Source organism: Cupriavidus basilensis (assembly GCF_000832305.1).
GTDB classification, from domain to species: domain Bacteria; phylum Pseudomonadota; class Gammaproteobacteria; order Burkholderiales; family Burkholderiaceae; genus Cupriavidus; species Cupriavidus basilensis_F.
Window position 1 is genome coordinate 662,307 of the sequence record NZ_CP010537.1, and the last position, 26,316, is coordinate 688,622.

Below are 26,316 nucleotides of genomic sequence, written 5' to 3' on the forward strand. Positions count from 1 at the left end.
ATGCGCGCCGACATTGGCGATCCGGAATCGCGGACCGATAGATTATAGCCTGTGTCTGCTGGACAATTACGGTGCCATTCTGGATGAATGCCAACGGAGATAAAGTAGCTCGACCGTACACGCCGGAACTCAAAATGACCTTTAAAATCGACACGCTGCCCGACTATTCAGCATTACAGCAATTCGCTCGATCACTATGGCGCGACGGGACAGTCCGGGGAGCTGCCGTCCTGGTAGGCGCAGGCTTCTCAAAGAACGCGCTCTTCCCCGCAAAGGACAGCCGGCAACCTCTGTTGTGGGGGGACTTATGTGACGCCATGGTCGAACAACTCTACCCCGGGAGAAAAGGCAGCGCACCGACGAATCCTCTTCGGATCGCCGAGGAGTATCGGACCTATTTCGGGCAAGCGGCCCTTGACGACTTTATCCGGTCTCATTTCCCCGACCGAGCCTGGCAGCCCGGCGCCTTACATACGGAGCTTCTCGAGTTTCCTTGGTCCGATGTCCTGACTACCAACTGGGATACTCTGCTGGAACGGACCGCAGAGAGTACTTTTGAACAGAGATACGATCTCGTAAGGTTGGAAGCAGATCTGCCGCATGCGCGGGCGCCCCGTGTGGTTAAACTGCATGGATCGATAGGGGACGAAGGACCACTCATTTTTGCTGAAGAGGACTATCGGACCTATCCGAGCAAACACGCTGCGTTCGTGAACCTAGCAAGACAGATTTTTATCGAGAACGAGCTCTGCCTAATCGGATTCTCGGGTGACGATCCCAACTTTCTCGAATGGACGGGGTGGGTGCGTGACCAGTTGGGAGGTAAAGCCCGTCGCGTCTACCTTGTCGGCAATCTGGACCTTGCCCCTGCGAAGCGAAAATTCCTAGAGTCGCGCAACATTGCGCCAATCGATTTCGCACCAGCTCTCGTCGCAACACCAAAAGCGGCGCGTCATGCGGAGGCAACGAAGCTCTTCTTCGAAGCGCTGCATGCTGCTCGCCCGAGGCTAATGCACAACTGGGCGCCGGCGGAGCCGGGCAGCTTCCCTCTTCGGCGGGCTGGCCAAGACGCGCATACGAAGGCACGCAAAGATGACGCCTTCGCTGCAGATCTTCTGCAGCAAACTGCCGCCGTAATCAAGAGCGACCGGGAAACGTATCCGGGTTGGCTGGTGTGCCCCGCAAGTCTGCGCGACCAGATGAGACATCGTTCAGATGAAGCTTGGCTGTTGCGCGCCTCTGTTCTGGAACGCTTCGAAGTGACAGAGCGGGCAGCTATCCTGCGTGAATTTCTCTGGCAACGCACAGTTTCTTATTCTTGGATTTCAAATCAGCTATTTGAGGCGCTGAGCACCTTACTCGATGCTCGTCCCGTCAGCGTAGATGAAGACGTCCTCTGCGAGTTCGCCGTCGCGCTGATGCGACGAGCGAGACTGCATCCGGATGAAAAGGCCTTTCTGAAGTGGGAAGACTTCGTAACTCAGCTTGCTCCGTCGTCGGACGAGACTCGCATGGAGGCGAGATATCAGAAATGCCTTTTCGAACGGGACCAGCTCAAGCTTCATGAACTGGCAGATTCTGTGTCATTACTGGAATCTCCCGATCCCGTCTGGATGCTTCGCCGGGCGGGTCTGCTGACTGAAATCGGCTTTCATGGCCATGCCACAAAACTGATCAGGGATGCCGCGACAGAACTTGAGCGGCGATACAGGCTCGACCGTAGCTCCATCTGGATCAGGGCCCGGCTGGGGTGGGCAGAATGGATTTCACGCGGAACCTATGCGGGGGCGTTCCAGGCGCCCGTTGATGCGCCCAAAGCCCGCGAGTTCAAGGAACTGTTGGTTGCGCCCCGCGATGAGATTGAGCGGATCGAAACGATGGCAACTGAGCACTATGCCAAGCAGAAGCTGGATGAGACGGGGTTTAAGCTACTTTTCGAGCCTGGGCATTATCGTGAATCCCGGCAACTGGCTCCGGATACCGTAGACAGTTCGGCCGCAGCGGCGTTTTACCAGCTTGACCAGCTAATGGAGGTCGTCGGTCTGCCCATCAGGACGAGCGGCGTCAACTTCTGCGCAGATGCGGTCGGCGCAGTTGCGAAGATTACCTATCATCGAACCGTTGACTGGTACATCTGGTTGATGCGGGGAATGCATAGTCACTATGACAAGACCTTCGACGTCTATTTCAGCCGCATTGCCGTCGCTCAACTACCCGATGAAGTGAGCTCTGGGTTGATATCCGTCGTCAGGGCAGGGGCCGATTTCTGGGTGAGCCGCCTTGAGACATCGCAGGGCAAAGAGCAAGCCGAGGACAGGAGCGGCGCGATCGATCGCCTGAGACTTCATCTCACCGTGCTATCGCGACTTGCCGTGCGAATGTCGGAAGATGACGCGCAGGCAACGCTTCTCTATGCTCTCAGCCTCGCAAGACGTAGTTCGATGCAATTCCACTGGATTCTGGAGGCAGTGAACGAACTGGCAAACCAGTCGGTGGCAGCGCTTCCACCATCTAGGCAGAGCAAACTCGCATGGGAGATCATTGACTTTCCGTTAGCGGCAGAAGCCCAGTCGGACACTCGATGGTGGCCGGATATTATCAACCGTATCTGGAACTTAGTGCCAGACCGTTCCGGTGAAGACGCGCGATGGCAGCAGCGCATCCAGCAGTTGCTGGTGGCGGCGAAGCGTGGACAGCCTTCAAGGAGGGAAGCGGTATATCGACTCAGCTACCTGTCATTGCGGGAATCGCTGAAGGCTGACGAGCGTGCATCTTTCGGAGACGTCTTATGGTCTGACGTGGACGCCCAAAGTGGACTACCCGCCGACACAGGGTTGCTCAGTAGCGCGCTCGCGAACCTTCCCTCACCGAGCGCTATCGACCCTAGGGAGACGGTTTGCGCCGTGCTGTTTCAGGGCGGTCAAACAGGCGGTCTTGAGGCGCCGAAATTGCTCGATACACGAGTGCTAGACCAGAAACTGCAAAATATGCAGTCCTATGTCCTCGCTGCACAGATTGGTATCAGACCGGACCATCAGCAGGCGCAACGGCTATTTGATGAACTTGTTGCGTGGGATCCTGTTTCCGTTGAACCCAGAGATCCAATAGATGATTCATGGAGGAAGAACTTTCTGGATGGAATGCGTCGCCACGTTGGAACAGTATTGACTGAACTCTGCGCTCCAGCTCTGGACCCGACGTCAAAAACTGCGGGGCGAGTCTCAACGCTACGCACGTGGATATTGAAGTCTCGCGAATGGCATGGCTTGCCCGCGATGCCGGCATTTCTGGACACCGTGCCGGACCTTGCTGGCGATCTTGCGACTCTGATACGACGTGCGCTTTTCGGCTCATACAGCCATCGTGTGTGGAACGGGGTGACGGCTCTACGGAAATGGGCGACGCTGGTACAGAACGGCTCAGGTGTTGCACTACCAGACCATCTGATCGACCAGCTTGTTTCGACGATCGAGACCCGGCACGAGCATGGGTTGCCTGCGCTGCTCTACACCGCCAGACATTTCCTCGAACGGAATCTCATCCCTGCGGCGGGGGTATCGCGCTTACTCCCAGCACTTGAAGACCTGTGGATCGAAAGTCAATACCTCGACACTGAAGCTACAGGCCGTAGGGCGATCTCGCTATCGCTTGTCCGCGCTGAATGCGTCAGACTTGCCTACGCAATGAAATCGCGGATCAGCGACGATGGAACGCTGGATCAATGGATTGAAGCAGGCAAATCGGACCCGCTTCCTGAGGTACGAAATGCGCTGCTCGATGCAGAGCCGTGAGCTCAGTCTAAGGACCAGCTATCACACGGACGATAATTAACGCGCCGACGGATTAACTGTAGTGAGTTCATTAAACCTTACACCATGGCGATTGTTGTTGGGTTTCTCAATACAATGCCGTGGCGATTGACCGCTTTCGTTAAACTCGACTGACTGTTCAGTCGGGAAGTGCCGATGACGACCTAGCTCACGGAGGGCGCCTGCCGGCAGTTCCGACCATTCGACGCCTCCCCAGTGACGATTAGCTGACATCGGCGCTATCTACGTCCAAAGAGAGATAAGCGGCCAGAAGCTGCAACCGCAGAAGAACCACCCGCAAACAGCCGCCTGCTCAAAGATACTTCTTAAAGAACTTCCACTGTATCCGTGCCAGGATCCCAATGATCATGGCGATAGGAAACAACACCCACCGCACATCAAGCTGATACGGTAGGCAGACGAAAACGAGGACCGAGGTAGCGCCCAGACTCAACTGGGCATATTTCGCGCGATGGTACAGACCGGACGATTCGCGCCCAGCGCAGGCGCTTCGGATCGAGCGTTCCACGAGACCATCGGTCATGCCGCACCAAAAAGCCAGCAGAAGTACCGGCCAGCCGGTTAGCAGTAGCATCAGGCGGCTTCCGAAGGTCTTCACGGCCAGCGCCGCGATCCACAATTCCTTGAGCCACGGCCGCAGCAGTCTCTCGCCGATTGTCGCGTCGGTCCCACTATTGGCAATGTTGTGGGTGAGGCGGGAGAGGATGTCGTGTAGCTGGGTGACTTGGAAGAACAGCCAGTAGGCGAAGTCCGCAGATTGCTGTACCAACCAAGTGGCCCTTGAAGTCGCCCCGAGCAGGCTGGTTGCCTCCATCGATTGGCGATAAATCTGGTAGGCGCTATCCACCGGGTCGGTCCAGAGATAGTGGGCGGCCAACAGGAAGGTCGCCACGCAGAGGGCGCATAGCACGCCATAGATGTACAGCACCTTCCAGAGCAGCTTGAGCGGCCAGACGAAGACGTGGATGAGCTTGAGTTCGTGGAATTCATAGCGTGAACTCATTGCCAGCTTCCCGGCACAGTGAGGGGCTCGACGTCGGCCGCGCTGTCATAGCGGGCCTTCATGTCGGCGGCGATTACCTCGAGCGATGCCGGCAGGGCCAGATCGGTGGCGTCGGCCTTGGGATCGAACAGCGGCAGGCGCAGCTTGTAGAGCCTGCCGCCCTCGATCAGCGCAAATGCCTGGCCCTTGGGGAGCTTGACCAGATCGGCCGGGGTCAGCATTGGCACGCGTTGGGTGGAAATGCGGTCCTCGCTGCGGGAGCCGAATTCCTCAAAATCTCGGGGGTCGTTGGTGTCCGAGGCCGCGCTGGCCAGCATGGTCGAAGCGATGGACACCTCAGGCAGTTGGTTGGTCAGAATCTCGGCTGTTTCGTTATTCTTGACTCGCAGCATGATGAGCGTGTTGAGGTTGCCGCCGATTTGGCCGGCCTTGGCGCGGTTGCCGATCTTGGCTTCGACGTCCGACCAGGTCTGCGTGTACACCGTGACCTGGAAGCCGGCGCCGCCGGCCTTGTTGAGTAGCGGGATGAACTCGTCGCCGATCAGCTCGTTGAACTCGTCGGCGTGAACGACGATGCGGCGTTTGCCTTCTGCCGTACTTTGGCCAAAACCGGCGCCAAACTTGTAGAGTTGGCCAGCGATGGAGGTGAGATCGGCAAACATGGCGTTGCCAATGGCCGAGCCGACTTCAAAGTCAGAGAGCGAGTCCAGGCCGACATAGACGATGCCCCCACGGTTGATGACCGACATCCAGTCGAAAATGGGGCGTGGATCGCTGGTGGCTTCGTAGTCGGGGGAGATGAGCTCGGCAATCTTTCCGGTGGTGAGCTTCTCCAGGAACGGATACAGGGAGGCCACCAGCTTTTCAAAGTAGCCACGCTCTTTGGCCACCAGCCCGGCCAAGGCGTTCGCCACTGGGTCGAACCATGCCTGCGCGTTGATGAAATCAATGAGCAGCAGCAGGTCCAGCGCATGCTGGGTCTTTTGCGATTCCTTGGTCTTGGCCTTGCGGCGGTCCTCATCGCTCGCATAGTCTTCGAATGCGTCTCTCCAGCTGGGCTGAGTCGTATCCAGCCAGTGCTCGATGTACGCCTGAGCCAGCACATCGACGTTGGTGGCGTGCTGATAGATCAGCGCGTAGCTGGGCCTGTGGCCCAGGCCGTTGAGAGCGCGCGCGATGACGTTGACGAAGAGCCAGACGAATTGGCGAAAAGCGGCGGATTGTCCCTCGCTGGGTAGGGGGCCTGCCGTTCGGGTGGCCACCTCGGTGATGCGGCTGAAGCTGCCGACCGGGTTGTAGCGCGCCGAGATGTCCGGGTAGCCCAGGTGGAAGAAGTGGAAATCTTTCTCGCGCCCGGCGCGACGGGCTTCGGCATACATGCGCCGCAGCAGGTCGGCATCGCCCTTGGGGTCAAAGACGATGACGACATCGCCGCGGCGGATATCCTGACAGATCAGAACTTCAGCCAGCCGGGTCTTGCCGACGCGGGTGGTGCCGAGCACAAGCGTATGGCCATTGCGCTCGGCCAGATCCATCACGACGACGTCTTCGTCAGGTTCAACGCCGTGGAGGGTTGGATCGCCGCCCACGCCGCCCCATTCTCCGCGTCCTCTTGTCAGGTATTTCTGGTTGACCGGATCCCGGGACTGCAGCAGTCGCTGTGAGTGGCGCTGGTCCCAAGCAAAGCCCCGGCCGAGGAAGAGGAATGTATCGGAGACCGGTACGTCCGCCGCGGCGATGACGTACTTCGGCAACCGTTTCAGGTTGCGGTGAAAACGCACGATGCGGTAGCCCTGGTGCAGGCGCCAGGCCGCCAGCGTGTAGAACCCCAACATGCCTGTCCAGGCCACTGGCGGGGGCATCATGAACCAATGCGGGGCGGTGAGGAGCGCCGTGCCGGCCATGGTGGCTGTGGCAGCCGAGAGAAGTTCGACAGGGCGACGGAATAGATTCTCGATGGGATACGCCATATCCAGTCTCCAAGGTCAGACAGGGGTAACTCAGGAGGAGGGGCCCAGGTTGAGGGTGATGTCCTCGCGGTAAGTGAGGTGGCAGTTGACCGGCGGGACGGGATTAACGAAGCGCTCGGGCTGCAGGATGACGACGCCGGAGAGCGGCTTGGCGGTGGTGGCACCGCCCGGGCCGCCACCGGACGTGGTGTAGCGCAGGATATTGATTCGCGTTGCCTTACGGCCCTTCGGGGCGGGCTTGGTGGCGATGTAGTGCCAGTGCGCCTTGAAGACCGCCTTCTGCACCGCCGTGTACTCCAGGGCTTCTCCACTCTCGGCGCGTGGATCGGTGTCGTGCGTGAACTGGCGGAAGATCCGGGGGGTGACCAGCAGTAGGCCTTCCTTGACCGAATGGACCTGTGCCTGGGAGGTATTGACCAGCAAGCTGCCTTGCGCAATGCCCTCCTGCAGCCACCGCATGAATTGCAACGCCAATGGTGGCGGCGGCGCTTCGTCACGCGGCGTCAGAGGCGGCAGGGCGGGCGCGGCTGGAACCACGGGCGGGAGAATCTCCGCTGGAGGCATTCTGGGCATGGGGGCCGGACGGCCCGCGCTGGTGTCCGCCGTTCTCTGTTGCTGGACTTCGGCCCGCAGGGCGGAGGCCGATTCGATCTCATCGATGAAGTCCTCTTCGCTCAGGGTTTCGGGAGTCGGATCGTCAATCGATTGAGCTGCGGTTGGTGCAGCGTCATGGGATCTGACGCGGGAGACTGGCGCAGCATCCGCACGGTTCGTGGCAGTCACTGACTCGGGTTCCGAAACAGATGGCGCGGGCGCGCCAGCCATCGATGCGTTGGATCCAACCATTGCGACGGGGGCTGGGGAAACCGGCCCAGCTTCCGTACTTCGTGCGGCCGCAGAGGCAGCTTTCGACGGACTGGTGCCGGATGCAGTCTCAGCTGGGCTGGGGTTTAGTGCGGGCATCGTTGCGCCAGGATCCAGAATGACGATCCGGCCTGCGATGGCACTCGGATACTGCGACGGATCCCGGTACAGTTTCTCCAACGGAAAACGCAGCACCCGCATATCTGCCGACCACGTCTCCAGCTCGATGCGGATGTGCCAGATTGCGCCATGGGTCAGTGGATTGGTTATCACGGCGCCATACTCCTGGAACGTGTCATAGATCCGCTCGTCCTTATCCGGACCAGGAATGCCCTTGCCCTCGCCCTTGGCGGCGAAAGCCTGGCGCAGCTCCTCCACCAGTCGTTTGCAGACGAACCAGACTTCGCCCCGGTAGATCCAGCCCACCGCGCCGGGACGGTTCAGCGGCAACCGTCCACCTTCCTCGAGCAGGGCGCAAAGCTCGCGCATCAGACGCTCGACCAGCGGCACAATCCTCGCCGAAGCAAAGCGGGCACGGGAACCGGACCGCAGGTTGTGTGCCACGGACTCGCGGTCGGCCTTGGTCACGATCTCGGCAATCAGGCTCTTCTCGTCGTGCTCGTCTCCCAGATAGGCCATCAGCTCCTGCAGCAGAACGGGATCGGATGACAGCCACTGCAACGTAGGCTGCGGGATCAGGCGCTGGGCCAGAATGACGGGTAGCTTCTGATGCTGGGTGTAGTCCCGATCGGGCTGGAAGGCCACTCGGTACGTCTCGGCCCCGCCTTCGACCAGGGAGCCTGATAGCGGATGCCAGGGCCAGCTCCGATGTCCGGCGCGCGCCGTGATCTGCAGATCGGCCATCGGCTTGCCAATATCGTGGAGCAGCGCACCGACGAAGACACCGTAGGTCCACAGATGTTGCAGCCTGTGGATATCCTCCGGTGGTACGCCGCGCGGTAAGGTATAGCTGGTCCGGATGCCCAGGGCATGATTCAGGACCTCGAGCAGGTGGATCAGCAGTCCGCCTGGCTGCGCATGGTGGTGGCTCTCGGACGCCGGCAGCAGTTGGCAAAGATCCGCGACAGCGTGCAGGAGCGGGGTGCAGTCGCGCACAAAGCTGGCGGCGGTGAAGCCGGTTCGCTGGCGAATGGACTCCCAAAGGCCCTGCAGTTGCAGGCCGCCGATCAGTTGCTCCGCCGTGTGGACCTGGATGTCGCTTCCGGTCGGAGGCAGCAAATGCCCGCCAGGCAGTGATGGCGTGTCCGGAGCCGCGCTATCGGGCTGGCGGCGTGCCAGCAATACCAAGGCGCAGCCGCCGATGACGGCGAGGATGCCGCCGGCGCCGATGCTGTGCCAGATCCAGTTCATTGGGATTGGGATTGCTGCGTCAGCAGCCAGCGGGCGGTGACGTCTGGAGCGGGATGCTCGATATCCAACTGGTACACGACCGGGTCAGCGTCTCGAACGAACTCGGCGAAGGGCCGGTCGACGAAGGACCAGAGGGCGTGAGAGACAGCATGGCGCACGCGCCATGTCAGAAAGTCGGCCCGCGAGAGGCATCGCACCAACTCGGTATCCGAGATGGACTCAGGCAACTGGGCCAGAAGCAAACAGACCTGATGGTCTGGCAGATCGTCTGGCCGGGGCAGGAATTCGCCGAGCCCATCAAAGCGGTTGAGCCAGAGCAGTAGGGTGACACGCCAGCGCACCAGGTTGCGTTGTTGCAGTATCGCGAGCAGGCGCTGCAGCGCGCTGGCGCGTGGGTCGCTGGCGACGCCGTTGGCATGAAGTCTGGGCATGAAGAGAAGAGCGAGTCCGCGCTCGCAGAATTTGTCACTGGCAAGACGATACGGACCGGAGCACGGGTGTGCCAGCGGAAACCTGCGGCAGACGGCGCAGGTTTTTGATGGCTTGGCAGGCGGTTTTTCTATAGCATCCCAAGGCACTGCTTAAAGGATTCAGGCCACCCCACTACAGAGGGGGGCTGCACTGGGGCTGGCGTCTGCACAATTCTCACAGGAGGATTGCGATGCTGCTTATGCCGTTGTTGCTCATGCTGATCGGGACAGGCGTCCACGCCCAGACGATCTATCAGTGCCGAAGTCCGGCGGGAAAGGTCACTCTCCAGGACTCGCCGTGCCCAGACAACGCGAAGACAGAGTTGTCTCGGAAATCTATTGGCCAACTTAACGCGGAAGATCGTACGCAGCCATTTGTGATTGGCGACCAACAGTCTGCGAAACGACTCGCATCGAGCATCATCTGTCCTTCCCTGCGGCAGCAGTACACGGCAAACCTCGCTTGGTCAGAGCGTGCGATGGCCCGGAATGATCCCGCTGAGGCTCAACGAGCAGCAGAGGCAGTTCAGCGAACTGGGGCGCAGATGTCAAGTAACCGGTGCGAGTGAATCTGAAAAATTGCCTTAAGAGATGACCGTAAGTATTTCTTTATTTTCGAAACATGTCAGAATCAGATTATCCACAATATATATTTTCCCGGCTCGCCGTAGACAAAGCGAAACTCTGTCCCGTCGATCACCAAGCGCAGAATCCTGCGCCACGTGTGGGTATCGTTCTTGCGCGAGGAGCAGAACTCATCGGCTGGTATGCAAAGGGCGTTGGTGGACAGTTTTTGGACGAGCATCAATTGAAGGCCTTCACGGCAAGACCGAACGCACACGCTGAACAAGCACTACTTGAGCAGATGGCTGGGGCCGACTTTTCAGCCGTCACGGCCTATGTCACGCTGGAACCTTGCACCAAGAAAAAGGGAAAGGGATTATGTTGCGCTGACTTGCTGATAAGAGCCGGTATCAGGCAAGTTTATATTGGCAACTGTGATCCGAATCCTGATGTGGGTGGCTTGGCATGGCGAGCTTTCCACGCTACGGGAGTCGAAGTACGTGACTTTGCGCCGGAGCTTCGCAATGAAGCACGTCGAGACAACGATCCCTTCTTTCGCAAATTCGTCTTCTCGACCTCTGAAGCCGGGCAAGCATCGTTCGACTATGAGAGCAACGGTGGAAAACGCACGCTCGGTGCTCCTGGGGAGGCGTTCAAAACGTCGTGGACTAACCGTGGCAACGGGTCAATCTACGCGCTGGACTACGAATTTAATGTGGCCTTGGCGAAGCACCTCACGAGCTTCGAGCAGGTCGATGATCCGGCTAGATGGTTCGAGGATTCCCACTACACGAAGCCGGTAAGCGAAGGAGAGATCGTCATTTTCCGGAATGAAACTGGGTATGCGCTGGTACAAATAATCAAGGTCAGGACGAAATCGAACGCAGCCAATGCGGAACTGCATTTCCGCTATCAGCTTCGCCATTACCGCGGGCAGGAAGCATAGATAAAGGTCTATTTTGAATAGACTGCCGTACGACAGAATCCACGTCAACCAGATTCTGGAAACCTATCGAACGTTATTTCCCTGCGCGAGCGGTGAACTTGAAAGGTACTGGGATACCGATCGGCAGAGAGATTGGTCGTATGTCACCACCGGTTGTCATAGCGCAAACTACGACAAGCTTATAGACGCCGATGCGTAGTTCGCTGCTCGGACACACTGTCACTCCAGCGACTTCGTGCTGGGAGGAGCCATCGGGCTCTGAAGCTTGCTGAAGGACTCGTAGAAGCCGGCCAAGACCTTCCGGGCGCGCGATACGTTGGGAGAGGTAAAGCGAAGAGGGTCAAATTGGTTCCAGCGACGGTCGTTGCTATCGTCGGCTGATCGTGGCTGGAGCGGCCGTTCGACTCTCTGGCGATTGCTAGAGGCAGGCGGGATCAGGTCAACTGATCTTGAATGGCGCGTTTCGCGCGCTCGCCGCTGTCCGTTCCGGGTCGAGCCTGCGTGAAAACGCTGACCGAACGCCCCATTCGAAAACTGGGCCCTTCAGATCGCGTTGTATCGGCTTGGTAGCGACTCGGGAGGGGCAATGGGTCACCTGAAAACCGGGTAGTTTCGCGTTTTCACACAACCTCGGTCGTATGCCGCCGGCCGTATGGGACAGCTTTCGGCGACCAGTCGCCGTTGAACATGGCACAACGAGGTCATTTGGGTGCGATTTCACTCTTGAGGTGAACCTTCATCGTACCGGCCAGTAAACCAGCGCATTCGCATCGACCAAGGCTATGTGGAATTCGCCATGGAGCGCGCCGACCAGCCGCGCAGACCAGCGCCGGTACCGAAATAGAGTCGAGCGCGACGGGCTGGCCTACAACTAAAACACCTTGTTGAGATCGACTTCATGGCCTGCGGCCTTGAGTTCGCGAGCCAAGGAGAGTTTCCAGCCCCCTCCGGCATCCATCGTTTCCCAAAGGACCCCCTGATAGTCGCTAGGAAGCTCAAGATCTCCGCTCTTGAGCGCACACACCTTGTGCCGACCGAGCCGTCCAATGAAGTAACCGAGTTCCAGCACCACATTTTGCCGGGCTCGGGGCTGAAGTTCACCGCCCTTTGCACGTCCTTCGTCGTCGGGTGTGAGCAGTACCACGGCAAAACCGACGTCGCCGTGCTCCTCGAACTTCTCAATGATCGTGCGCCCCCGGTTGGCCTGCTCCTGAAGGATGATCGGCTCGAAGCCGATTTTTTCCAGAAAGCGGGCAACTGATTGCCGCGCACCGTCGTCATGGCCGTGGACAATGAAAACCTTGTTCGACATGGGCATCACTAGCTTCGGTTGAATGTTGCCGTGGGAGATGACGTACCCTTTGTAGTCCCGCGCAAAAGGGACGATCATGTCGCGCGTAATTCCGCGAATGCCCGCAATAAGCTTGGCCCCCCCGTAGTAGTAGGTATGGCCAAAGTCAATCATGTAGTCCGGGTCGTCTGCAAACTTACCTATGAGCAACCACGTCAACCCGAGGATCTTCTCGGGGTCATCCGGCCATGCGAGCTGGGCACTCCCGACCATTCCCCCTTGGGATTTGATGCTCTCCGCTAGAAAAGCGTCAAGGTCCACGCCTGCGGCTAACGGCCCGTTCACGTCATCAAGGGCAGGGTTCTGCAGCAGTCGCGCAAGGGTTTTGATGGGACGGGAATACGACTGCAGGTCGGCCGACTGTAAATCGAGGACCGCGTTATTGATCTGCTGGAAAATGTCGGGCTGCACCATCACGTCGCGTCCTTCTCGAGGCGCGCGGCCGCAGCCCGTTCAAGGAGTCCTTCCCGCTGGGCTTCCTTCACGCCCTCGACAAGCTGGGCAACCAGCGGATTCGATGCATACGGCGCTACGCGTTCGTCGACCAGACGCGCCGCCTCCTGGATTGCTGCTTCAATACTGGCGGGATCGTGCGGATCCATGCTGACTGAACCCAGCTCGCCGTCGAGTTCGCCAAGTGCATTTTGTGCGGCTTCCAGATCACGTGTCAGTTTGTCCAGTCCGTCAATCTTGAACATCGTTTGTTCTCCTTCTACGTGCGATAAAGGACATTATCAGCTACAAGAGCGCATTGGTGCCGAGATATATTCTCCTCACTCCTTGAACGAAAAATACGGTTGAACTGCGCATCTTCCTGGGCCTTCTGCTAGGGCATGCATCCTCTCGCCGCTTCGCCGCAACTGGCGGGAGAGCGAGCCGCTGTCCCTTTTCAAGTTGCCGAGCGGCTGCGTCGCCTTGAAGCAGCCGTCAGGTTGCGGGGAGCCGACTGACCGTAGTCGGGCAGGGACGACCCTTAGCGGCCGGTCGAGGCCCCCTTTAGGCCAGAAGCGACCGGTCCCCTGGGAGTTGCCACTACTCTGGTCCGGACTCGCGCACGTATTCTTGTGTTCCGTACTATTCGTTGCCCCAATGGCAATCGGACCCAGCGCGGGGAAAACATGGAAATCTGGTTCGTGCTTCCGCCGGCGAGACGTTGGCTCGCATCGATTCGCAGCAGGTCCCAAATCGCGCAAAATTATCGCGCGCGTCGTGCAGGGTCGGACCCTGATCGGCACCGGACGGACAATCGAGTTCCTCCAGTCCGAAGGCATCATCCCGCTGACGTTCCCGCCACTTTTGATCTCACGAATCTCATCTACGCAGCGGATCGTCCGCTGAATCGAAGCCGGGTCGCGAGGTCTGAAATTGATGTGGCAACTGGCCATATCGGAGTTTATTGGAGGAAATTAGCAGGTCGGCAGGTATTCTAGCTTGCCGAACACCTTCGAGTAAGCGCGACCCCGAAGCAACGGCCGTTAAGGGGAAACGGTCGTTGACATCGGCGTCCGGCCAGATCAAATTTAAGATGAATGATTCAATGTCCATGGTGGCGTTTGGCATCGTTCGCGAATGTCTACCTCAAAACAAATGCTTGGAGACTGATATGCACTTTGAAGTTCGCCCCTTGGCTCGGTCGCCAAGCGGCCGAGCCTTACCATTAAACCCTTCCATTCCCCTTGAGTCCTTTGTACCTTCGTTCCACTTCCGGCAGGAAGGAAGTGGAGCAGCCCTTTGGGCAAGGCCCTTACCGTTACGCATTTGACCATTTTTTGAGTGTTTTCAGACTGGGTCGCGGTCAAGGTAAAATGACAAAAATTAGCCACATTTAGGTCATCCGGCTGCGCAGGGTCGAACGATTGTAGAGGGTTAGTTGTTCGATGGATGCTCTGTGGATCGTGGATCGTCGGGCCACAAAGGCCATACGCCGAAGCATCGTTCCGATTTTGCAGACTACGAGTAGCTTTGTAACATGCGTGGGGCAACGATCTATATCACACTGGATACAGTTGCTACGCAGCGTCCCTTACGCGCCGTTGAGAATTATTTTGTGCGATCCTGTTTCGGAAGAGCATTGACGGACACAACACAACAACGTTCAGTCAGCCCCTCCCGATGCAGGGGCGCAGACCGTAGTGATTTGTGTTAGTTTCTCGGAACGATATATTAATCGACGAGGGAAACTATGCGTATAAGCCGAATTTCAGTCAGAAACTTCAGGTCGTTGCAGTCAGTGGAGTTCGAGCCCGGCTCGTTCTCGCTGCTAGTCGGCCGCAATAATCATGGCAAGACTAACTTGTTCGAAGCTATGGACTGGTTCTACTCACCAAAGGGCAACCTGGAGGAAATTCGAAATGTGGCCGGCGATGGGGCCGACGTATCGGTTGAGATTGAGTTCTCCGGGGCCCAGGCGGGAATATCCAATATTTCGAATGTGGAAAACCGACAGAAGTTGAGGAATATCCTGGGGGAATCGGACACGCTCATCGTACGCCGGACAAGCCAAGACGCAAAAAATCGATATATCTTCAACCCAAAGAAAGTCGACTGGCAGCGTCAGCCTGCAGGAGTTGACTCAGCCTTCAACAACTGCATTCCGCGATTTGAATTCATCCTTACTGGGAAGAGTCTGAAGGAAGTCGCAGCCTACAAATCGACAACGCCTATTGGACAGCTCCTTGGCGGAGTAATATCTGAAGCACTTGAGCAGGATGCCCAATACATCGAATTCAGGGCAACATTCGAGAGACTTTTCCAATCGCCAGACTCGAATGTCCGCAAGCTTCTTGAGCGAACTAGTGAGAGTGTTCGAACTCATCTGGCTATGCAGTTTCCGGATTGCAAAGCTCTCGAGTTTAGTGTCGACATCCCACCGTTCGAGGAGTTTCTCAAAAATTACACTACTAGGCTTGATGATGGTGTAGTCACCTCCGCGGAGTCAAAGGGCGATGGGATGCAGCGTGCGCTGATGCTGGCCATTATCAAAGCACATGCGGATGCTCGCCGGGATGAGGCGTTAGGCCGTGCATTTATTTTTTTTATCGATGAGGCTGAGCTTCATCTTCATCCGACCGCGCAACGACAGCTAAAGAGCGTTCTTCTATCGCTTGCCCAGGAAACTGATCAAGTCTTCTTGACGACGCACTCATCGGTTTTCCTCGCCGACAACCATTATCTTCAAACTCCGTTCGTGGTTGAGAAGGAGGACGGCAACACGTCAATCACGGCGATGAATTCCCGGAGTCGAGCTAGAACAGTTTATGAGCTACTCGGCGGTAGTCCGACCGATTTGCTGTTCCCTGCGAACTTCTTGATCGTGGAGGGGCCAAGCGAGGCCGAACTACTGGAAGGCATTTGTAGCCGTTTATACCCAGACCGGCCACGCATCCATGTTGTGCCAGCGAATGGCGATGATGAGCGCCAAGCTCAATACCTTGCCGCTTTGATGAAAGCCTTTGCGCCACTTGGTGACTCTCCCATATATCGTAACAGGGTTGTTATTCTCTTCGACCACCCTACGGGAGCAGAGAAGGCTGCAAGGCTAGCGACATTTCTTCGAGAGAAACCGGCGTTAGAAAGAAACAATCAGGTCTTTATTCTCCCGACGGAAGGGTTGGAGGATTATTATCCGCGGACGTTGCGAGAGCAGTTCCAGAATCTGAGGCAGAAGGTGAAACTGGCCCGGAATATCTCGAAAGCTATCACCCTTGAAGTATTTGAGCGGGACATGCCCGTGGTTCATCAAGCTCTCATAGCATGCTGGGAAAAGGCGCATCAGTAATCCATTATTCAATCTGGCCTGCTAACCTCAGTGTTCATGCTAGAGCGCTGCGTAGGTCCCCGTGTACATCTTATAGATTGAGAGGTCGCCAATACATCGTAGAGAGTCGAGCGTCTCCGGTTATCGAGAACGTTGAAGTCGGTTTTGCTAACTGGTACGCTAAGACCTGCTTGACCCACTTGCACTCTAAATAGGATGGAAGATGGCACCTGGAGGGGGCGATAGCCGTTCGGGCGCTCGCGGTAACCGAAATCCGCCGCGAGGCGAGATCTTTGGAAGTCAGGGGTAATTAAATCCATATTAAATGATGAATCGACTAAAGTTTGATAAGTAAGGGATATCTGGTGTAATGACGAAAAGATCAAATCGGCAGAAAGAAGCGATTGGAATTCGGGTGGCGCAATCGGTTGTTCGAGAAACGTGGGATTGCGGATGGCAGGAGCTGGAAGCCAGAAATGATAATGGAATAGATGGTCTCGTTATAATGAGGCGGCGCGGGAAAGAAACTGGGGGGGTTGTCTTTGTTCAAGTAAAATGCGGAGGGGATGGGTATCGCAAAGACCAAGCTCAATACCCAGATAAGCTTGGCGTACAACTCGGTCGGGTCTATATAAAGGACCATCGCCCGCGTTGGAATTCAACGATAGGGCCTTCGGTAATCGTTTTCATCGATGACGTGGCGGATCCGCGGAATCCGCCTGCATGGTGGGCAAATCTAAAGGATCCGGAAACTTATTCACCGACAAATGCTGGAATGTTGCTGATTCCAAAAAACCAGAAATTCGGCCCACACACAAAGGGAGATTTCCATAGGCTGTGCGGCTCTGGTCCAGTTGATAAGGTCTTGCCGGTACTGAAAATGGCTAGGGATGAATTAATTATTCCCGGGAGAACTGAGACATTGCTTCGAGCGGCTCGAGGCTTCTACAAGCGATGGTCGCAAATCGACTACCCAACGCACAACCCATCTTTAGGCGAAATTCTAATCAATCGCGTGGGTTGGCGCCATATCACACGCCAAAATCGATTGAAAGAACGCGTGTTCCAAAGTCTTTGCTTACTTAGCGTTGCAAAACGTATGATCAGTGAGTTCAGCGAGGTCGATATGTTAGGCCGACCTGAAGTAGTTCACCTCGAAGATGGATCGTTAAAGGTGACTGATCATTTGGGGCTGCGGGCAAATATCGCTTTCCCGCACCGGCACCAGGCGGTGGTGCAAGTCGTACTGCGACGGGAACGCATCTTCAGTCCACTTGCTGCCTCCCTGCCCGCACAAAGGATCTGGTTCCTGTCGGTATATGAGCTCCGGCGAGGAGCAGTGCCTTCGTAGGGTGCGCTAGCTGAGCCGGTTGAGTACTCACGAAATCCCAGTTACAAGGAAACATCTAGAGCTTCCTTGGTCGCAAAAGGAGAGTCTAGATCTCTCCTCCTGCCTTTTACCCTTGGAGTCTGACACGCATTAACTCTCCACAGAAGCCCAGCTGCGCGAGACGAATTCTAGCACCAGTGCGCAACATATGCACATCGGCAGTTGGAGTCGGGGCAGCCGAATGTCCCTGTCGGCCGACGAGGGGATGGTCGTCAGCTAACGAGGAGCGGTCGTTTCCGACCGGGATTGTGTGAAAACGTGATCCACACAGGATTTCAGGGGATATGTTGACTCCGAGTCCAGTCCGAAATTTCAATGCAATGTCGTTCGAAAGTGCCAGAACGCCAGAAGTGTCGAACTTGGCCGCGCCAGGCGCTGGTGGGGCCGCCGAGCCGAGGGGAGCCTCGTGATCGTAAGATACGCTGATGGCACCGTTGTCGGTTTCGCTTGGGCGTATTACATCAAACGCTTCAAGCGGGACATGCAGCAGAGGCCGGGGCAATTTGCATTCAAGCTACGCCCGGAGAAAACTCGCCTGATCCAGTTCGGCCGCTTCGCGTTGGCGAACAGAGCCAGGCGTGGTCTGGGGAAGCCGGAAACCTTCAACTTCCTGGGGTTCACCCCTATATGGGGACGAGCCAGAGGTGGCAAGTTCATGCTCAGGCGACACACCCGGCGTGACCGGATACAAGCCAATCTACGGGAAATCAAGGAGGGGTTGAAGTAACATCCACATCTGGTGTGGTTGTTGACACGCCTACAGTTCATCACGCCCAACGTGCGGTCGACGCGTTGGCGCAGTCGCCGGTCGCCAATAGATGCGGTTTATCAATGCTGGCGCGCTCGCGCGCGCAATTCTTCATGTTTCGAAGCGCGCGATGCGATGGCAAAAAGGCAATTTGCTTGTTACCTGCCAAAATTCGGGACCAGACGGAGTTTAGATGACTGATGTAAGCACTCAGGTGAGGGAGGTGCAAGGCCCCCATACCACTCTTGCTCTTCATACGTTAGGCTGGAAGGCCTTCCAAGATCTGTGCGCGCAAGTGTGTGCCGAGGTGCTTGGCACAACGGTTTCAGTATATCGAGAAGCACAGGATGGCGGTCAGGATGCCGTATTCCTGATATCCAAGTCTCCCGAAGAAGGGACAGAAGAGGCTACGGTTCAGTGCAAATTCAGCAGCAAGGCAGATCAACGTTTACGCCCTAGTGATGTAAGGAGCGAGCTTGAAACCGTTCGCCGATTGGTGCGAGACGGCCGCGCGAGCACTTATTATTTTGTGACGAGCCTAGGTGTAGACGCACCAGTTGCAGCGGCCGTTCGAGATCAACTCAAAGCTGTTGGTGTTCTGAGCCCGCACGTCTTTGGCAAGGAATGGCTCACTCTTCAGATCCGCGGCAACTCACGCCTAAGGGCACTCGTACCTCGAGTCTATGGGCTTGGCGACCTATCGTTGATCCTTGATGAGCGGTGCGCTCGGCAGACGCAGGCTTTGCTCGGTCATATGATGGACGGGTTGCGGGTATATGTGCCTACTGCGGCTCATCGAAATGCTGTCCGGGTGCTTTCAGAGCATAATCTTGTACTCTTGCTTGGCCCTCCAGCAACCGGAAAGACGATGCTCGCCGCTATCTTGGCGACCGCCGCGATGGATGGGGAGAACCATCAATGCATGAAGTGCGAGGGGCCACTTGACCTCGTTGCACGCTGGAATCCAGACGAGCGAAATCGCCTGTATTGGATTGATGATGCGTTCGGTCCAAACCAGTTGCGTAGTGACTACATTGATACCTGGATCAGCATCATCCCGAAGGTAAAGACGGCCATAGACGCAGGCAATCGCTTCATTTTGACTTCGCGTATACATATATGGAATGCGGCAAAGCACAAGCTGGGAACAAGGAATCATCCGTTGTTGACCAATGGGGCGGCCGTGGTCAACGTCGGCTTGCTTAGCCCAGAGGAACGGCAGCAGATAATCTATAATCATCTGAAGGCAGGCAATCAGAGTAAGCCTTGGAGGCGTCAGGTTAAGCCTCATTTGGCCGACGTCGCGGATAGCCAATTGCTGCTACCAGAGATTGCACGGCGTTTGGGTGATCGCAATTTCACCAAAGCTATTCGAAAGTTGCCGTCGGACTTGATGAAGTTCGTTAGTGAGCCGGCAGAGTTCTTGAAAGACACAATCCAAGAGTTGACCGACGCGCAACAGGCGGCATTGACGCTCGTATTTTTATGGCGATCCCGACTCCCAGTAAGTGAGATTACCAGTAGCGAAACCAGGTCGATTGCTGATAAGTATGGAATACCCGTAGCAACGATAGTTGAATCACTTCCACAGTTAGATGGGTCATTTGTAACGCGGCGACGCGAAGATGAACAAGACTATTGGGGCTTCTATCATCCGACGTTTGCCGACGCAATCACTGAGATCCTCGGTAGCCGACCGGACCTCGTGGAGTTATATATCCGAGGCACGCGCGTGGAAACGCTGCTCAGTGAGACTATTTGTGATGGGGCAACTCATATCCCTGACGCGGTTGTGATTCCCAGTGTGGCTACGGAACATCTTGTCACGCGCCTCCTTGACATTCCCAATACGCCCGAGTTAAACCGCTCGTTTTTTGGCTATTTGGAGTCACGCGCATCGGAGACGGTACTCAAGACAATTATCTCTCGCGATCCTGCCGTTCTCTCCCGCCAGTCTATCCGTTCTTGGCGCATAGGCTTGGACAGCCGTATCAAAGTTATCGCTCGGGCACACCGACTTGGTATGTTGAACGCAGAAATCAGGATGGACGCCGCCTATGAGTTGGAGGCATCTGCGCTGAATGGATTCGATGCTTCTTTTCTCGACGATGACGAAGTTCTTGGCTTAATTCCTCCATCTCGAGTCATTCGCCTAACCGTGCAGTTGCTTGAACAGATTGAGGAGGCAGTTCCTGATCGCATCGCCGAGCTAGCACGGGAAGTGGACCCGGACTCAGATGTGTCTGACTATTTTGACGACATCCGGATGTATGTAGAGCAACTCCAAAATGTGTTTTATTCAAGCTCTGGGATCCAAGACCAGTTGTCTGCGCTCGACAAACGAATCGTCGATACCGTGGCCGAAGTGTCACTTCGCAAGAAGCGCGACGACGAGCAAGGCGATTGGTCGAACGTATCACCCGCTAGGGTGACCACGGCGCTCCACGGACGCTCGATTTTCAGCGATATTGACGACTAGCTTGGACGTAAGGGTGTCCTGAGCACCGTCTGTTCATAGGTGGGCCGCTTGGGCATTCTGATTCCCACCAGATCTGGTGGGAATCAGAATAATGGAAGTAGGTGCGCGGGGCGCGCTTACCCACAGACTGATCTGAGAGACTGAGTTTCGGAAGAGCCAGACGGCCCACTGGCCAGATCGAGTTTTTATCCGAATCGGCCGCTAGCAGCTATCCCGCCTGACCCACCAGAGGCACTATCGCAGAACCATAAGAAAGTCAAAGATAAACCTGCGCCACGTGCCGCAGGTTTTCGCTGGAATCGCATAGGGCCTCCGATCTAGCATTCCCCCTGTCCATCGCATGGTGCTCAGCTCCTCCCCCCGAGGACCCCGCGATTGACGGAACTTGATCGTAGCTCCTTGTCCTCCGGGCAAGCCCGGAGGCCTTTTTCCCATGCGAACGAACCACCTTTTTGTCGCCACCGCGCTGATGCTCACTGCCGTCGCCGCGCAGGCCACATGCTTCGAGTCCGCGGCTGCACGCTACGGGCTCAATCCTGAACTGCTGGTTGCCATCGCCAAGACCGAAAGCAGCTTGCGCCCCGAAGCCATGAATCTCAGCCACAAGGCGCGCACGGGCTCCTACGACATCGGCCTGATGCAGATTAACTCCTCCTGGCTGCCAAAGCTGGCCGCACTTGGCATCAGCGAGCAGGCGCTATATGCGCCGTGCCAGAACGTCATGGTTGGTGCCTGGATCCTCGCTCACCACCTGCGTGAGACGGGTAGCGACTGGAATGGTGTCGGGGCTTACAACGCCAGCTGCCGCACGCTGTCCGTGGCGCAGTGCCGCGCTGCTCGCGCCGATTACACCTGGAAGGTCTATCGCAACTGGCCCAAGGCCGGATCGCCGAAGCTTGATGGCCAAGCGGATAGCGACGTCGCGGCCCGCGAATTGCTCAAGAGGCGCCCGAACCGTAGTGCGCCGCAGCCCACTGGCGCCGGTATCGAGGCCGTACGCCTGGCGCTGGGCCCGGCGCAGCCAACGACGCCAACCCCTTTCCCCGATGAGGATCAGGCCCATGATGAAGCCAGCCCCTCGTGACCATCAGCCCGGCTATGAGGCCGTGCTGCTGCGCGCGAACATCCGCGCCGAATTGCGCGCTTTCCGTCGGACGCATTTTGGTGGCGACTCGCATATCGAGCGTTGCATGGTGTCGGCCGCGATCCAGATGGTGATGGCGTCTCCTTCGCTACAGGAGCAACTGCTCGCCCGCATGGCGGATGCCGTGCAAACCGATGTGCGTCTGTCGCTCGATTCGAAGCGGCAGACCGCGACCGTGTTCCCGATGGAGCCGCTTGCCAATGGTGGCAGGTGATTGATGAGAGGTTCTCTATGCAATTGACTGTGCAATCCGAGGTGCACTTCGCCGACCGGCTGGTCGCGCGCACCTGTGATGCATTGGTGCGTCACAGGGTGGCGATCTTCGCCGCGCTGCTGCTGTTGCTGGCGATGACGGCGCTGGCTGTCAAGGCGGGTACCACGGGGGCCGAGTACAAGGCCGCCTACGAGTACTTCGTCGGCCTCATTACCGGCTACCCCGGCAAGATCGCCGCAATCATGATTGGCCTGGGCGGCGTGCTCATGAGCTGGTCCAAGGGAAGCCCGCTGTGGTTCGCTGGCGCCATCCTGATCGGCATCGTGATCTGGAACCTGCCGACCATCATTGACGGCATTTTCACGGCGACGATCTAAGGACGGCGCAAACCGACGACAGAAGACCGAAGACAGAAGCACGGAGTTGGAATGAGCGAGCAGCCGATAGAAGAAACGCTTCCGTTGACCCTGGACGATCCACACCAGTTCCTGTTCTGGGAGATGGATGTAGCCATGATTACCGGACTGCTGTTTTACCTCGGGTTCGCCTTTGCTGACTCTTTCCTGGTCGGGGGCGTGCTGGGCTTCGCGGCCGGCTTCACTCTGCAGAAGATGAAGTCGAACAAGCACAAGAAGTACAGCGTGCATCTCTCGTACTGGTACCTGCCAGTGAATATCGGATTGCAGCGCACGCCGCCGTCCGCGATGCGCCGCTTCATGGGGTAAGGGATGGACTTCGATCGGATGGGCGAGGAGATCCAGGCGCGCTACGGGATTCGCAAGGCGATCCAAGGCTTCCTGGTGCTGATGGTGATCAGTAACACATTGCTGGCAGCGAAGGTGCTGCTGCACAAGGATCGCAACCGCGAGACGCTGGTGCCTCCGCAGATTCACAAGAGCTTCTGGGTGGATGACGAGGGCCTGGACCCGGCCTACCTGGAACAAATGGGCGGCTACCTGCTGCAACTCCGGTGGAATCGCACTCCACTGACTTGCGCGGGCCACAAGACGATGTTCCTGCGCTACGTCGGCGCGGGCTCCTATGGCGCGCAAGAGCGCGTGCTGGACGCCGACTGCGCCAAGCTGCGCAACCTCAATGCCTCGCAGACGTTCACGCCCAGCGGGGTCACGCCTGGCGAGGATGGCAACAGCATGGTGTTTGCCGGCAGTCTTGCCACCTATATCGGCGACAAACGGACTTCTGACCTGACCAAGCGCTACTGGGTCCGGTTCGGCATGTCGGGCGGCAAGCTCTACCTGGACAGCCTCCGTGAGGTGGTCGGTGACAACGTGACGCAGTTTGACGTGGATAACGCCACGCACAAGGATACGAAGGATGACGCAGATGAGACCGCGCACACTGCTCCTTAGCCTGGTACTGCAGATCTGTGCGAGTTTCGCGCAGGCCGCGCAGAACGTGGATCTCGTCGAGAACGAGACCGCGACGATTCGCATTTCCAAGACGGCGCTCACGCGCCTGGTAATGGAGGGCGGACAGCTTCGCGGCCTCGACGTACCCAGGGGAGACCTAGCCACGCAGACTGACAGCGAGGCCGGGGACATCCTGCTCACGCCTAACGTGATCCGTCCGATCGAGGGCTTCGTGATCTCGGCGACCACCGGCAAGAAGTACCCCATCGTCATGCGGCCCGCCGATATTGGCGTCGAGACGGTCGTGTTGCGTGAGGGCGCCGCGCGCATGGGGCAGGGCAACCCGGCGGACGCGCTGCAATCGGTGACGGTGGTGTCCAAGGCACCATCCTATGATGCCCAGCTCAGCCAGTTGATGGTCACCATGGCGAACAACGCCCAGTTGCGCGGCTATCAACGGCAGCCCCAGGATGCGGAGGTGCCGTTCCTGCCCGGAACGAGATTGACGCTGGTGCGTACCTATGCCAGCCGCACCATCCAGGGCGCAGTCTATCGCCTGAGCAACACGGGCACGGATCGGCTGTTCCTGTCGGAGACGCAGTTTTATCGCCCCGGCGTGATGGCGGTTGGTCTGGAGCGTGCCGAGCTTGGGCCTGGCGAGGAGACCCACCTCTACGTGATTGGAGGGGCGAGCCGTGGCTAGCTGGACCGCATGGTTGCAACGAATCAAGCCCCGCAAGGCCGCCGCCAGGTCGATGGCGGTGTCGACACGCCGTAACCGCAGCGCGCAATGGCAGCGCCTGGGCGTGATCGGCATTGTCTTGGGTGCCATCGCTGTCACGACCGTGGTCTTCATGGGGCCGCAGGTCAAGAGCGGTTCCAAGCCAACCCTGGTACCCGCACCCATGACGCGCGACATTGGCAGTTCGGTGGGCGACGTGGACAAGGATGCGTGGCGCAGCCTGTCCATCGGGGAGATCGAGGGCATGCGGCGCGATCTCGCGGAACTCAGGAAGAGCGTGTCCGATGGCCAAGCCGAGCAGGCCAAGCAAGCCAGGACGCTGGCGGCAGCGTCGGCCGCGGCCGCGCAAGGACTTGTCGCGCCGCCGCCGCTGCGCATGACAGGGGAGGCGAGTCCATTCACCCAGGCTGGCGCTATGCCGCCGTCGCCAGCCTTGGGCGGACCGGGTACGCCTGCCGGACCCGGTCCGCAAGCCATACCCACCTACGAAGCCAGAATTGACCGGATCCGTGTAGGGCAGGACAGCGGAGCGGGGCAGCAGGTTGCATCGGCCGGGAGAAACGCTACGGACAGCAGCTATGCCCAACTGGAAGCCAGCCTGAGCGAGAGCAGGCGTGGGCACCGCTCCCCACGCAGTGGCGAGCGATTCGAGCCGGAGGACCCGCTGCTACCCAACCGGGCAGGCGGTCGCGGCGTCAAGACGTACGTCCCAGCCGGTACCAACATGCGGGTGATGCTGGTGCAAGGCATGGATGCCCCTACCAGCGGGCAGGGACAGACCAATCCGCATCCGGCGCTGTTCTCCGTGATCGACGCGGCCAATCTGCCCAACGGTTTCTCGGGCGATCTGGAAGGGTGCGTCATCACCGGCAATGGCTATGGCGACATCTCGTCGGAGCGCGCCTACATCCGCACCGATCGTCTGTCTTGTATCGACGCGTCGGGTGGTGCGATTGACGTCAAGCTGACCGGCTATGCGGCCGGCGAGGACGGCAAGGCGGGCATCCGCGGCAAGATCGTCAGCAAGACTGGCGCCATGCTGGCCAACGCCATGTGGGCGGGCCTCGGAGCCGGATTCAGCCAGGCGTTGAAGAGCGCGGCCACCACCACAACCACCACCCCGCTGGGCGGCGTGACCAGCACTATAGATAGCGACCAGTTGTTGCGAGCCGGCGCCGCCGGCGGCGCCTCCAAGGCGATGGACATGCTGGCGCGCTACTACATCAAGCTCGCGGAGAACACGTTCCCCGTAGTCGAGATCAATGCCGAGCGGGTCATCGACATCGTCGTGACCAAGGGCTTCACCATCGAACGCCAATGAGGATTCCAATGTCACTTGCCAACCTCCGCCTCACCCCGCGCCGTTACGCTGCTGTTGCGGCACTGGTAGCCGTTGCCGCATTGAACGCGATGCCCGCCACCGCGCAGGATGACCCAAAGACCCTGGCAGTGTTGCAGGCGCTAAAGGAGCGGTACCCGAAAACGGAGTTCAGCCGGATCAGGGCGGCCGAGATCCCCGGGCTCTACGAAGTCTCGATGGGCAAGAACGTCGCCTATTTTGAAGCCTCCGGGCGCTATGCGCTCTTCGGCCATCTGTACGATATGAATAGCCAGGTCGATTTGACCGCCCAGCGCGAGCAGTCCCTGCAGGTGATCAACGTCGACATGTTGCCGGTCGCGGATGCGATCAAGACCGTGCGAGGCAAGGGCTCTCGTGCTCTCTACGTTTTCTCGGACCCGGACTGCCCGTTCTGTCACCAGCTCGAAGCGTCCCTCAAGGGCCTGGATGACGTCACCATTTACACCTTCCTGTATCCGCTGGAAGGCCTGCATCCGGACGCGAAGAAAAAGTCGGCCGCCATCTGGTGTGCCAAGGATCGCGCCGGGGCCTGGGATGCCTGGATGGGCGCCAAGGTCTTGCCGGCGCCGCGCAGTTGCGCTACGCCCGTCGAGCGCAATCTGGCGCTGGGGGCCAAGCTGGGTGTGGAAGGCACGCCCACCATCTTCGCTGCCGACGGGCGCAAGCTGGTCGGTGCGGCCTCAACGCAGCGTATCGATGCTTTCCTGTCGGGTGGCCAGTCCGCCGCGGCGCGCTAAGGGGCT

The 26,316-nt window shown here is 58.1% G+C and carries 20 protein-coding genes and 1 pseudogene; 14 read left to right on the plus strand and 7 right to left on the minus strand.

Going from position 1 to position 26,316, the window contains the following annotated elements; genetic code table 11:
• Positions 1-134 precede the first annotated feature (134 nt).
• Positions 135-3,791: an SIR2 family NAD-dependent protein deacylase gene (locus RR42_RS23795; protein WP_043353549.1), complete on the plus strand. Its 3,657-nt coding sequence runs from the start codon at positions 135-137 to the stop codon at positions 3,789-3,791.
• 331 nt (positions 3,792-4,122) lie between these two features.
• On the opposite strand, the gene RR42_RS37860 is transcribed toward RR42_RS23795, so the two are convergent.
• From RR42_RS37860 to RR42_RS23815, 4 genes are read right to left on the minus strand one after another with little or no spacing between them, the layout of a single operon-like run.
• Positions 4,123-4,833 carry a DUF4400 domain-containing protein gene (locus RR42_RS37860; RefSeq protein ID WP_052494895.1) on the minus strand — a complete coding sequence of 237 codons (711 nt, stop codon included), beginning with the start codon at positions 4,831-4,833 and terminating at the stop codon, positions 4,123-4,125.
• Positions 4,830-6,803 (minus strand): type IV conjugative transfer system coupling protein TraD, encoded by a 1,974-nt coding sequence (gene traD, locus RR42_RS23805; protein WP_043353554.1) that lies wholly within the window; start codon positions 6,801-6,803, stop codon positions 4,830-4,832. Before traD ends, RR42_RS37860 begins: the two co-directional genes overlap by 4 nt.
• Positions 6,804-6,833: 30 nt before the next feature.
• A complete protein-coding gene (gene mobH / locus RR42_RS23810; RefSeq protein ID WP_052494896.1) occupies positions 6,834-9,038 on the minus strand; it encodes a MobH family relaxase in 2,205 nt (734 codons plus the stop codon).
• Positions 9,035-9,469: a hypothetical protein gene (locus RR42_RS23815; protein WP_043353557.1), complete on the minus strand. Its 435-nt coding sequence runs from the start codon at positions 9,467-9,469 to the stop codon at positions 9,035-9,037. Before RR42_RS23815 ends, mobH begins: the two co-directional genes overlap by 4 nt.
• A 254-nt stretch (positions 9,470-9,723) precedes the next feature.
• On the opposite strand from RR42_RS23815, the gene RR42_RS41775 reads away from it, so the two are divergent.
• Positions 9,724-10,077 (plus strand): DUF4124 domain-containing protein, encoded by a 354-nt coding sequence (locus tag RR42_RS41775; protein WP_419188918.1) that lies wholly within the window; start codon positions 9,724-9,726, stop codon positions 10,075-10,077.
• Positions 10,078-10,130: 53 nt separating this feature from the next.
• On the plus strand, positions 10,131-11,018 hold the full coding sequence (locus RR42_RS38750) for a hypothetical protein (protein WP_082055062.1): 888 nt from the start codon (positions 10,131-10,133) through the stop codon (positions 11,016-11,018).
• 871 nt (positions 11,019-11,889) lie between these two features.
• Here RR42_RS38750 and RR42_RS23830 read toward each other — a convergent pair.
• The 3 genes and pseudogenes from RR42_RS23830 to RR42_RS41780 form a co-directional block, all read right to left on the minus strand.
• Positions 11,890-12,783: a TIR domain-containing protein gene (locus RR42_RS23830; protein WP_043357736.1), complete on the minus strand. Its 894-nt coding sequence runs from the start codon at positions 12,781-12,783 to the stop codon at positions 11,890-11,892.
• On the minus strand, positions 12,783-13,067 hold the full coding sequence (locus RR42_RS23835; protein ID WP_043353566.1) for a hypothetical protein: 285 nt from the start codon (positions 13,065-13,067) through the stop codon (positions 12,783-12,785). Before RR42_RS23835 ends, RR42_RS23830 begins: the two co-directional genes overlap by 1 nt.
• A 376-nt stretch (positions 13,068-13,443) precedes the next feature.
• Positions 13,444-13,632, minus strand: a pseudogene (locus RR42_RS41780) (CPCC family cysteine-rich protein); the annotation flags it as partial.
• A 919-nt stretch (positions 13,633-14,551) separates the two neighbouring features.
• Between RR42_RS41780 and RR42_RS23840 the strand changes: the two are divergent.
• The 11 genes from RR42_RS23840 to RR42_RS23895 all read left to right on the plus strand — a co-directional run bounded on the left by RR42_RS23840 (position 14,552) and on the right by RR42_RS23895 (position 26,310).
• Positions 14,552-16,147, plus strand: a complete 1,596-nt coding sequence (locus RR42_RS23840) for an AAA family ATPase (protein WP_043353572.1) — start codon at positions 14,552-14,554, stop codon at positions 16,145-16,147.
• 349 nt (positions 16,148-16,496) lie between these two features.
• Positions 16,497-17,477 (plus strand): DUF4365 domain-containing protein, encoded by a 981-nt coding sequence (locus RR42_RS38760; RefSeq protein ID WP_082055064.1) that lies wholly within the window; start codon positions 16,497-16,499, stop codon positions 17,475-17,477.
• A 980-nt stretch (positions 17,478-18,457) separates the two neighbouring features.
• The gene (locus tag RR42_RS23855) at positions 18,458-20,743 is read left to right on the plus strand and encodes a restriction endonuclease (RefSeq protein WP_082055065.1); all 2,286 of its coding nucleotides are present in this window, start codon (positions 18,458-18,460) and stop codon (positions 20,741-20,743) included.
• A 433-nt stretch (positions 20,744-21,176) separates the two neighbouring features.
• Positions 21,177-21,827: a lytic transglycosylase domain-containing protein gene (locus tag RR42_RS23860; RefSeq protein ID WP_063778455.1), complete on the plus strand. Its 651-nt coding sequence runs from the start codon at positions 21,177-21,179 to the stop codon at positions 21,825-21,827.
• Positions 21,805-22,101 (plus strand): hypothetical protein, encoded by a 297-nt coding sequence (locus RR42_RS23865; protein ID WP_043353586.1) that lies wholly within the window; start codon positions 21,805-21,807, stop codon positions 22,099-22,101. Before RR42_RS23860 ends, RR42_RS23865 begins: the two co-directional genes overlap by 23 nt.
• A gap of 17 nt (positions 22,102-22,118) precedes the next feature.
• The gene (locus RR42_RS23870; protein ID WP_052494900.1) at positions 22,119-22,478 is read left to right on the plus strand and encodes a hypothetical protein; all 360 of its coding nucleotides are present in this window, start codon (positions 22,119-22,121) and stop codon (positions 22,476-22,478) included.
• Between the two features lie 51 nt (positions 22,479-22,529).
• Positions 22,530-22,826, plus strand: a complete 297-nt coding sequence (traL, locus tag RR42_RS23875) for a type IV conjugative transfer system protein TraL (protein ID WP_043353591.1) — start codon at positions 22,530-22,532, stop codon at positions 22,824-22,826.
• A gap of 3 nt (positions 22,827-22,829) precedes the next feature.
• Positions 22,830-23,471, plus strand: coding sequence for a type IV conjugative transfer system protein TraE (gene traE / locus RR42_RS37865; RefSeq protein ID WP_052494901.1), 642 nt, complete (start codon positions 22,830-22,832; stop codon positions 23,469-23,471).
• Positions 23,437-24,174: a TraK domain-containing protein gene (locus RR42_RS23885; protein ID WP_043353594.1), complete on the plus strand. Its 738-nt coding sequence runs from the start codon at positions 23,437-23,439 to the stop codon at positions 24,172-24,174. The genes traE and RR42_RS23885 overlap by 35 nt, the downstream gene beginning before the upstream one ends.
• Positions 24,175-24,187: 13 nt before the next feature.
• Positions 24,188-25,534, plus strand: a complete 1,347-nt coding sequence (locus RR42_RS37870; RefSeq protein WP_158408302.1) for a TrbI/VirB10 family protein — start codon at positions 24,188-24,190, stop codon at positions 25,532-25,534.
• Positions 25,535-25,542: 8 nt separating this feature from the next.
• On the plus strand, positions 25,543-26,310 hold the full coding sequence (locus tag RR42_RS23895; RefSeq protein WP_082055066.1) for a DsbC family protein: 768 nt from the start codon (positions 25,543-25,545) through the stop codon (positions 26,308-26,310).
• The last annotated feature ends 6 nt before the right edge of the window (positions 26,311-26,316 follow it).

Bases quoted from the DNA above. Each gene is read 5' to 3' on its own strand.
- RR42_RS23885 (WP_043353594.1), top strand. From the start codon at position 23,437: ATGACGCAGATGAGACCGCGCACACTGCTCCTTAGCCTGGTACTGCAG.
- RR42_RS23860 (WP_063778455.1), top strand. From the start codon at position 21,177: ATGCGAACGAACCACCTTTTTGTCGCCACCGCGCTGATGCTCACTGCC.
- mobH (WP_052494896.1), bottom strand. From the start codon at position 9,038: ATGAACTGGATCTGGCACAGCATCGGCGCCGGCGGCATCCTCGCCGTC.
- RR42_RS38750 (WP_082055062.1), top strand. From the start codon at position 10,131: ATGTCAGAATCAGATTATCCACAATATATATTTTCCCGGCTCGCCGTA.
- traE (WP_052494901.1), top strand. From the start codon at position 22,830: ATGGACTTCGATCGGATGGGCGAGGAGATCCAGGCGCGCTACGGGATT.
- RR42_RS41775 (WP_419188918.1), top strand. From the start codon at position 9,724: ATGCTGATCGGGACAGGCGTCCACGCCCAGACGATCTATCAGTGCCGA.
- RR42_RS38760 (WP_082055064.1), top strand. From the start codon at position 16,497: ATGACGAAAAGATCAAATCGGCAGAAAGAAGCGATTGGAATTCGGGTG.
- RR42_RS23840 (WP_043353572.1), top strand. From the start codon at position 14,552: ATGCGTATAAGCCGAATTTCAGTCAGAAACTTCAGGTCGTTGCAGTCA.
- RR42_RS23895 (WP_082055066.1), top strand. From the start codon at position 25,543: ATGTCACTTGCCAACCTCCGCCTCACCCCGCGCCGTTACGCTGCTGTT.
- RR42_RS23855 (WP_082055065.1), top strand. From the start codon at position 18,458: ATGACTGATGTAAGCACTCAGGTGAGGGAGGTGCAAGGCCCCCATACC.
- traD (WP_043353554.1), bottom strand. From the start codon at position 6,803: ATGGCGTATCCCATCGAGAATCTATTCCGTCGCCCTGTCGAACTTCTC.
- RR42_RS23795 (WP_043353549.1), top strand. From the start codon at position 135: ATGACCTTTAAAATCGACACGCTGCCCGACTATTCAGCATTACAGCAA.
- RR42_RS23865 (WP_043353586.1), top strand. From the start codon at position 21,805: ATGATGAAGCCAGCCCCTCGTGACCATCAGCCCGGCTATGAGGCCGTG.
- traL (WP_043353591.1), top strand. From the start codon at position 22,530: ATGAGCGAGCAGCCGATAGAAGAAACGCTTCCGTTGACCCTGGACGAT.
- RR42_RS23830 (WP_043357736.1), bottom strand. From the start codon at position 12,783: ATGGTGCAGCCCGACATTTTCCAGCAGATCAATAACGCGGTCCTCGAT.
- RR42_RS23815 (WP_043353557.1), bottom strand. From the start codon at position 9,469: ATGCCCAGACTTCATGCCAACGGCGTCGCCAGCGACCCACGCGCCAGC.
- RR42_RS23835 (WP_043353566.1), bottom strand. From the start codon at position 13,067: ATGTTCAAGATTGACGGACTGGACAAACTGACACGTGATCTGGAAGCC.
- RR42_RS23870 (WP_052494900.1), top strand. From the start codon at position 22,119: ATGCAATTGACTGTGCAATCCGAGGTGCACTTCGCCGACCGGCTGGTC.
- RR42_RS37860 (WP_052494895.1), bottom strand. From the start codon at position 4,833: ATGAGTTCACGCTATGAATTCCACGAACTCAAGCTCATCCACGTCTTC.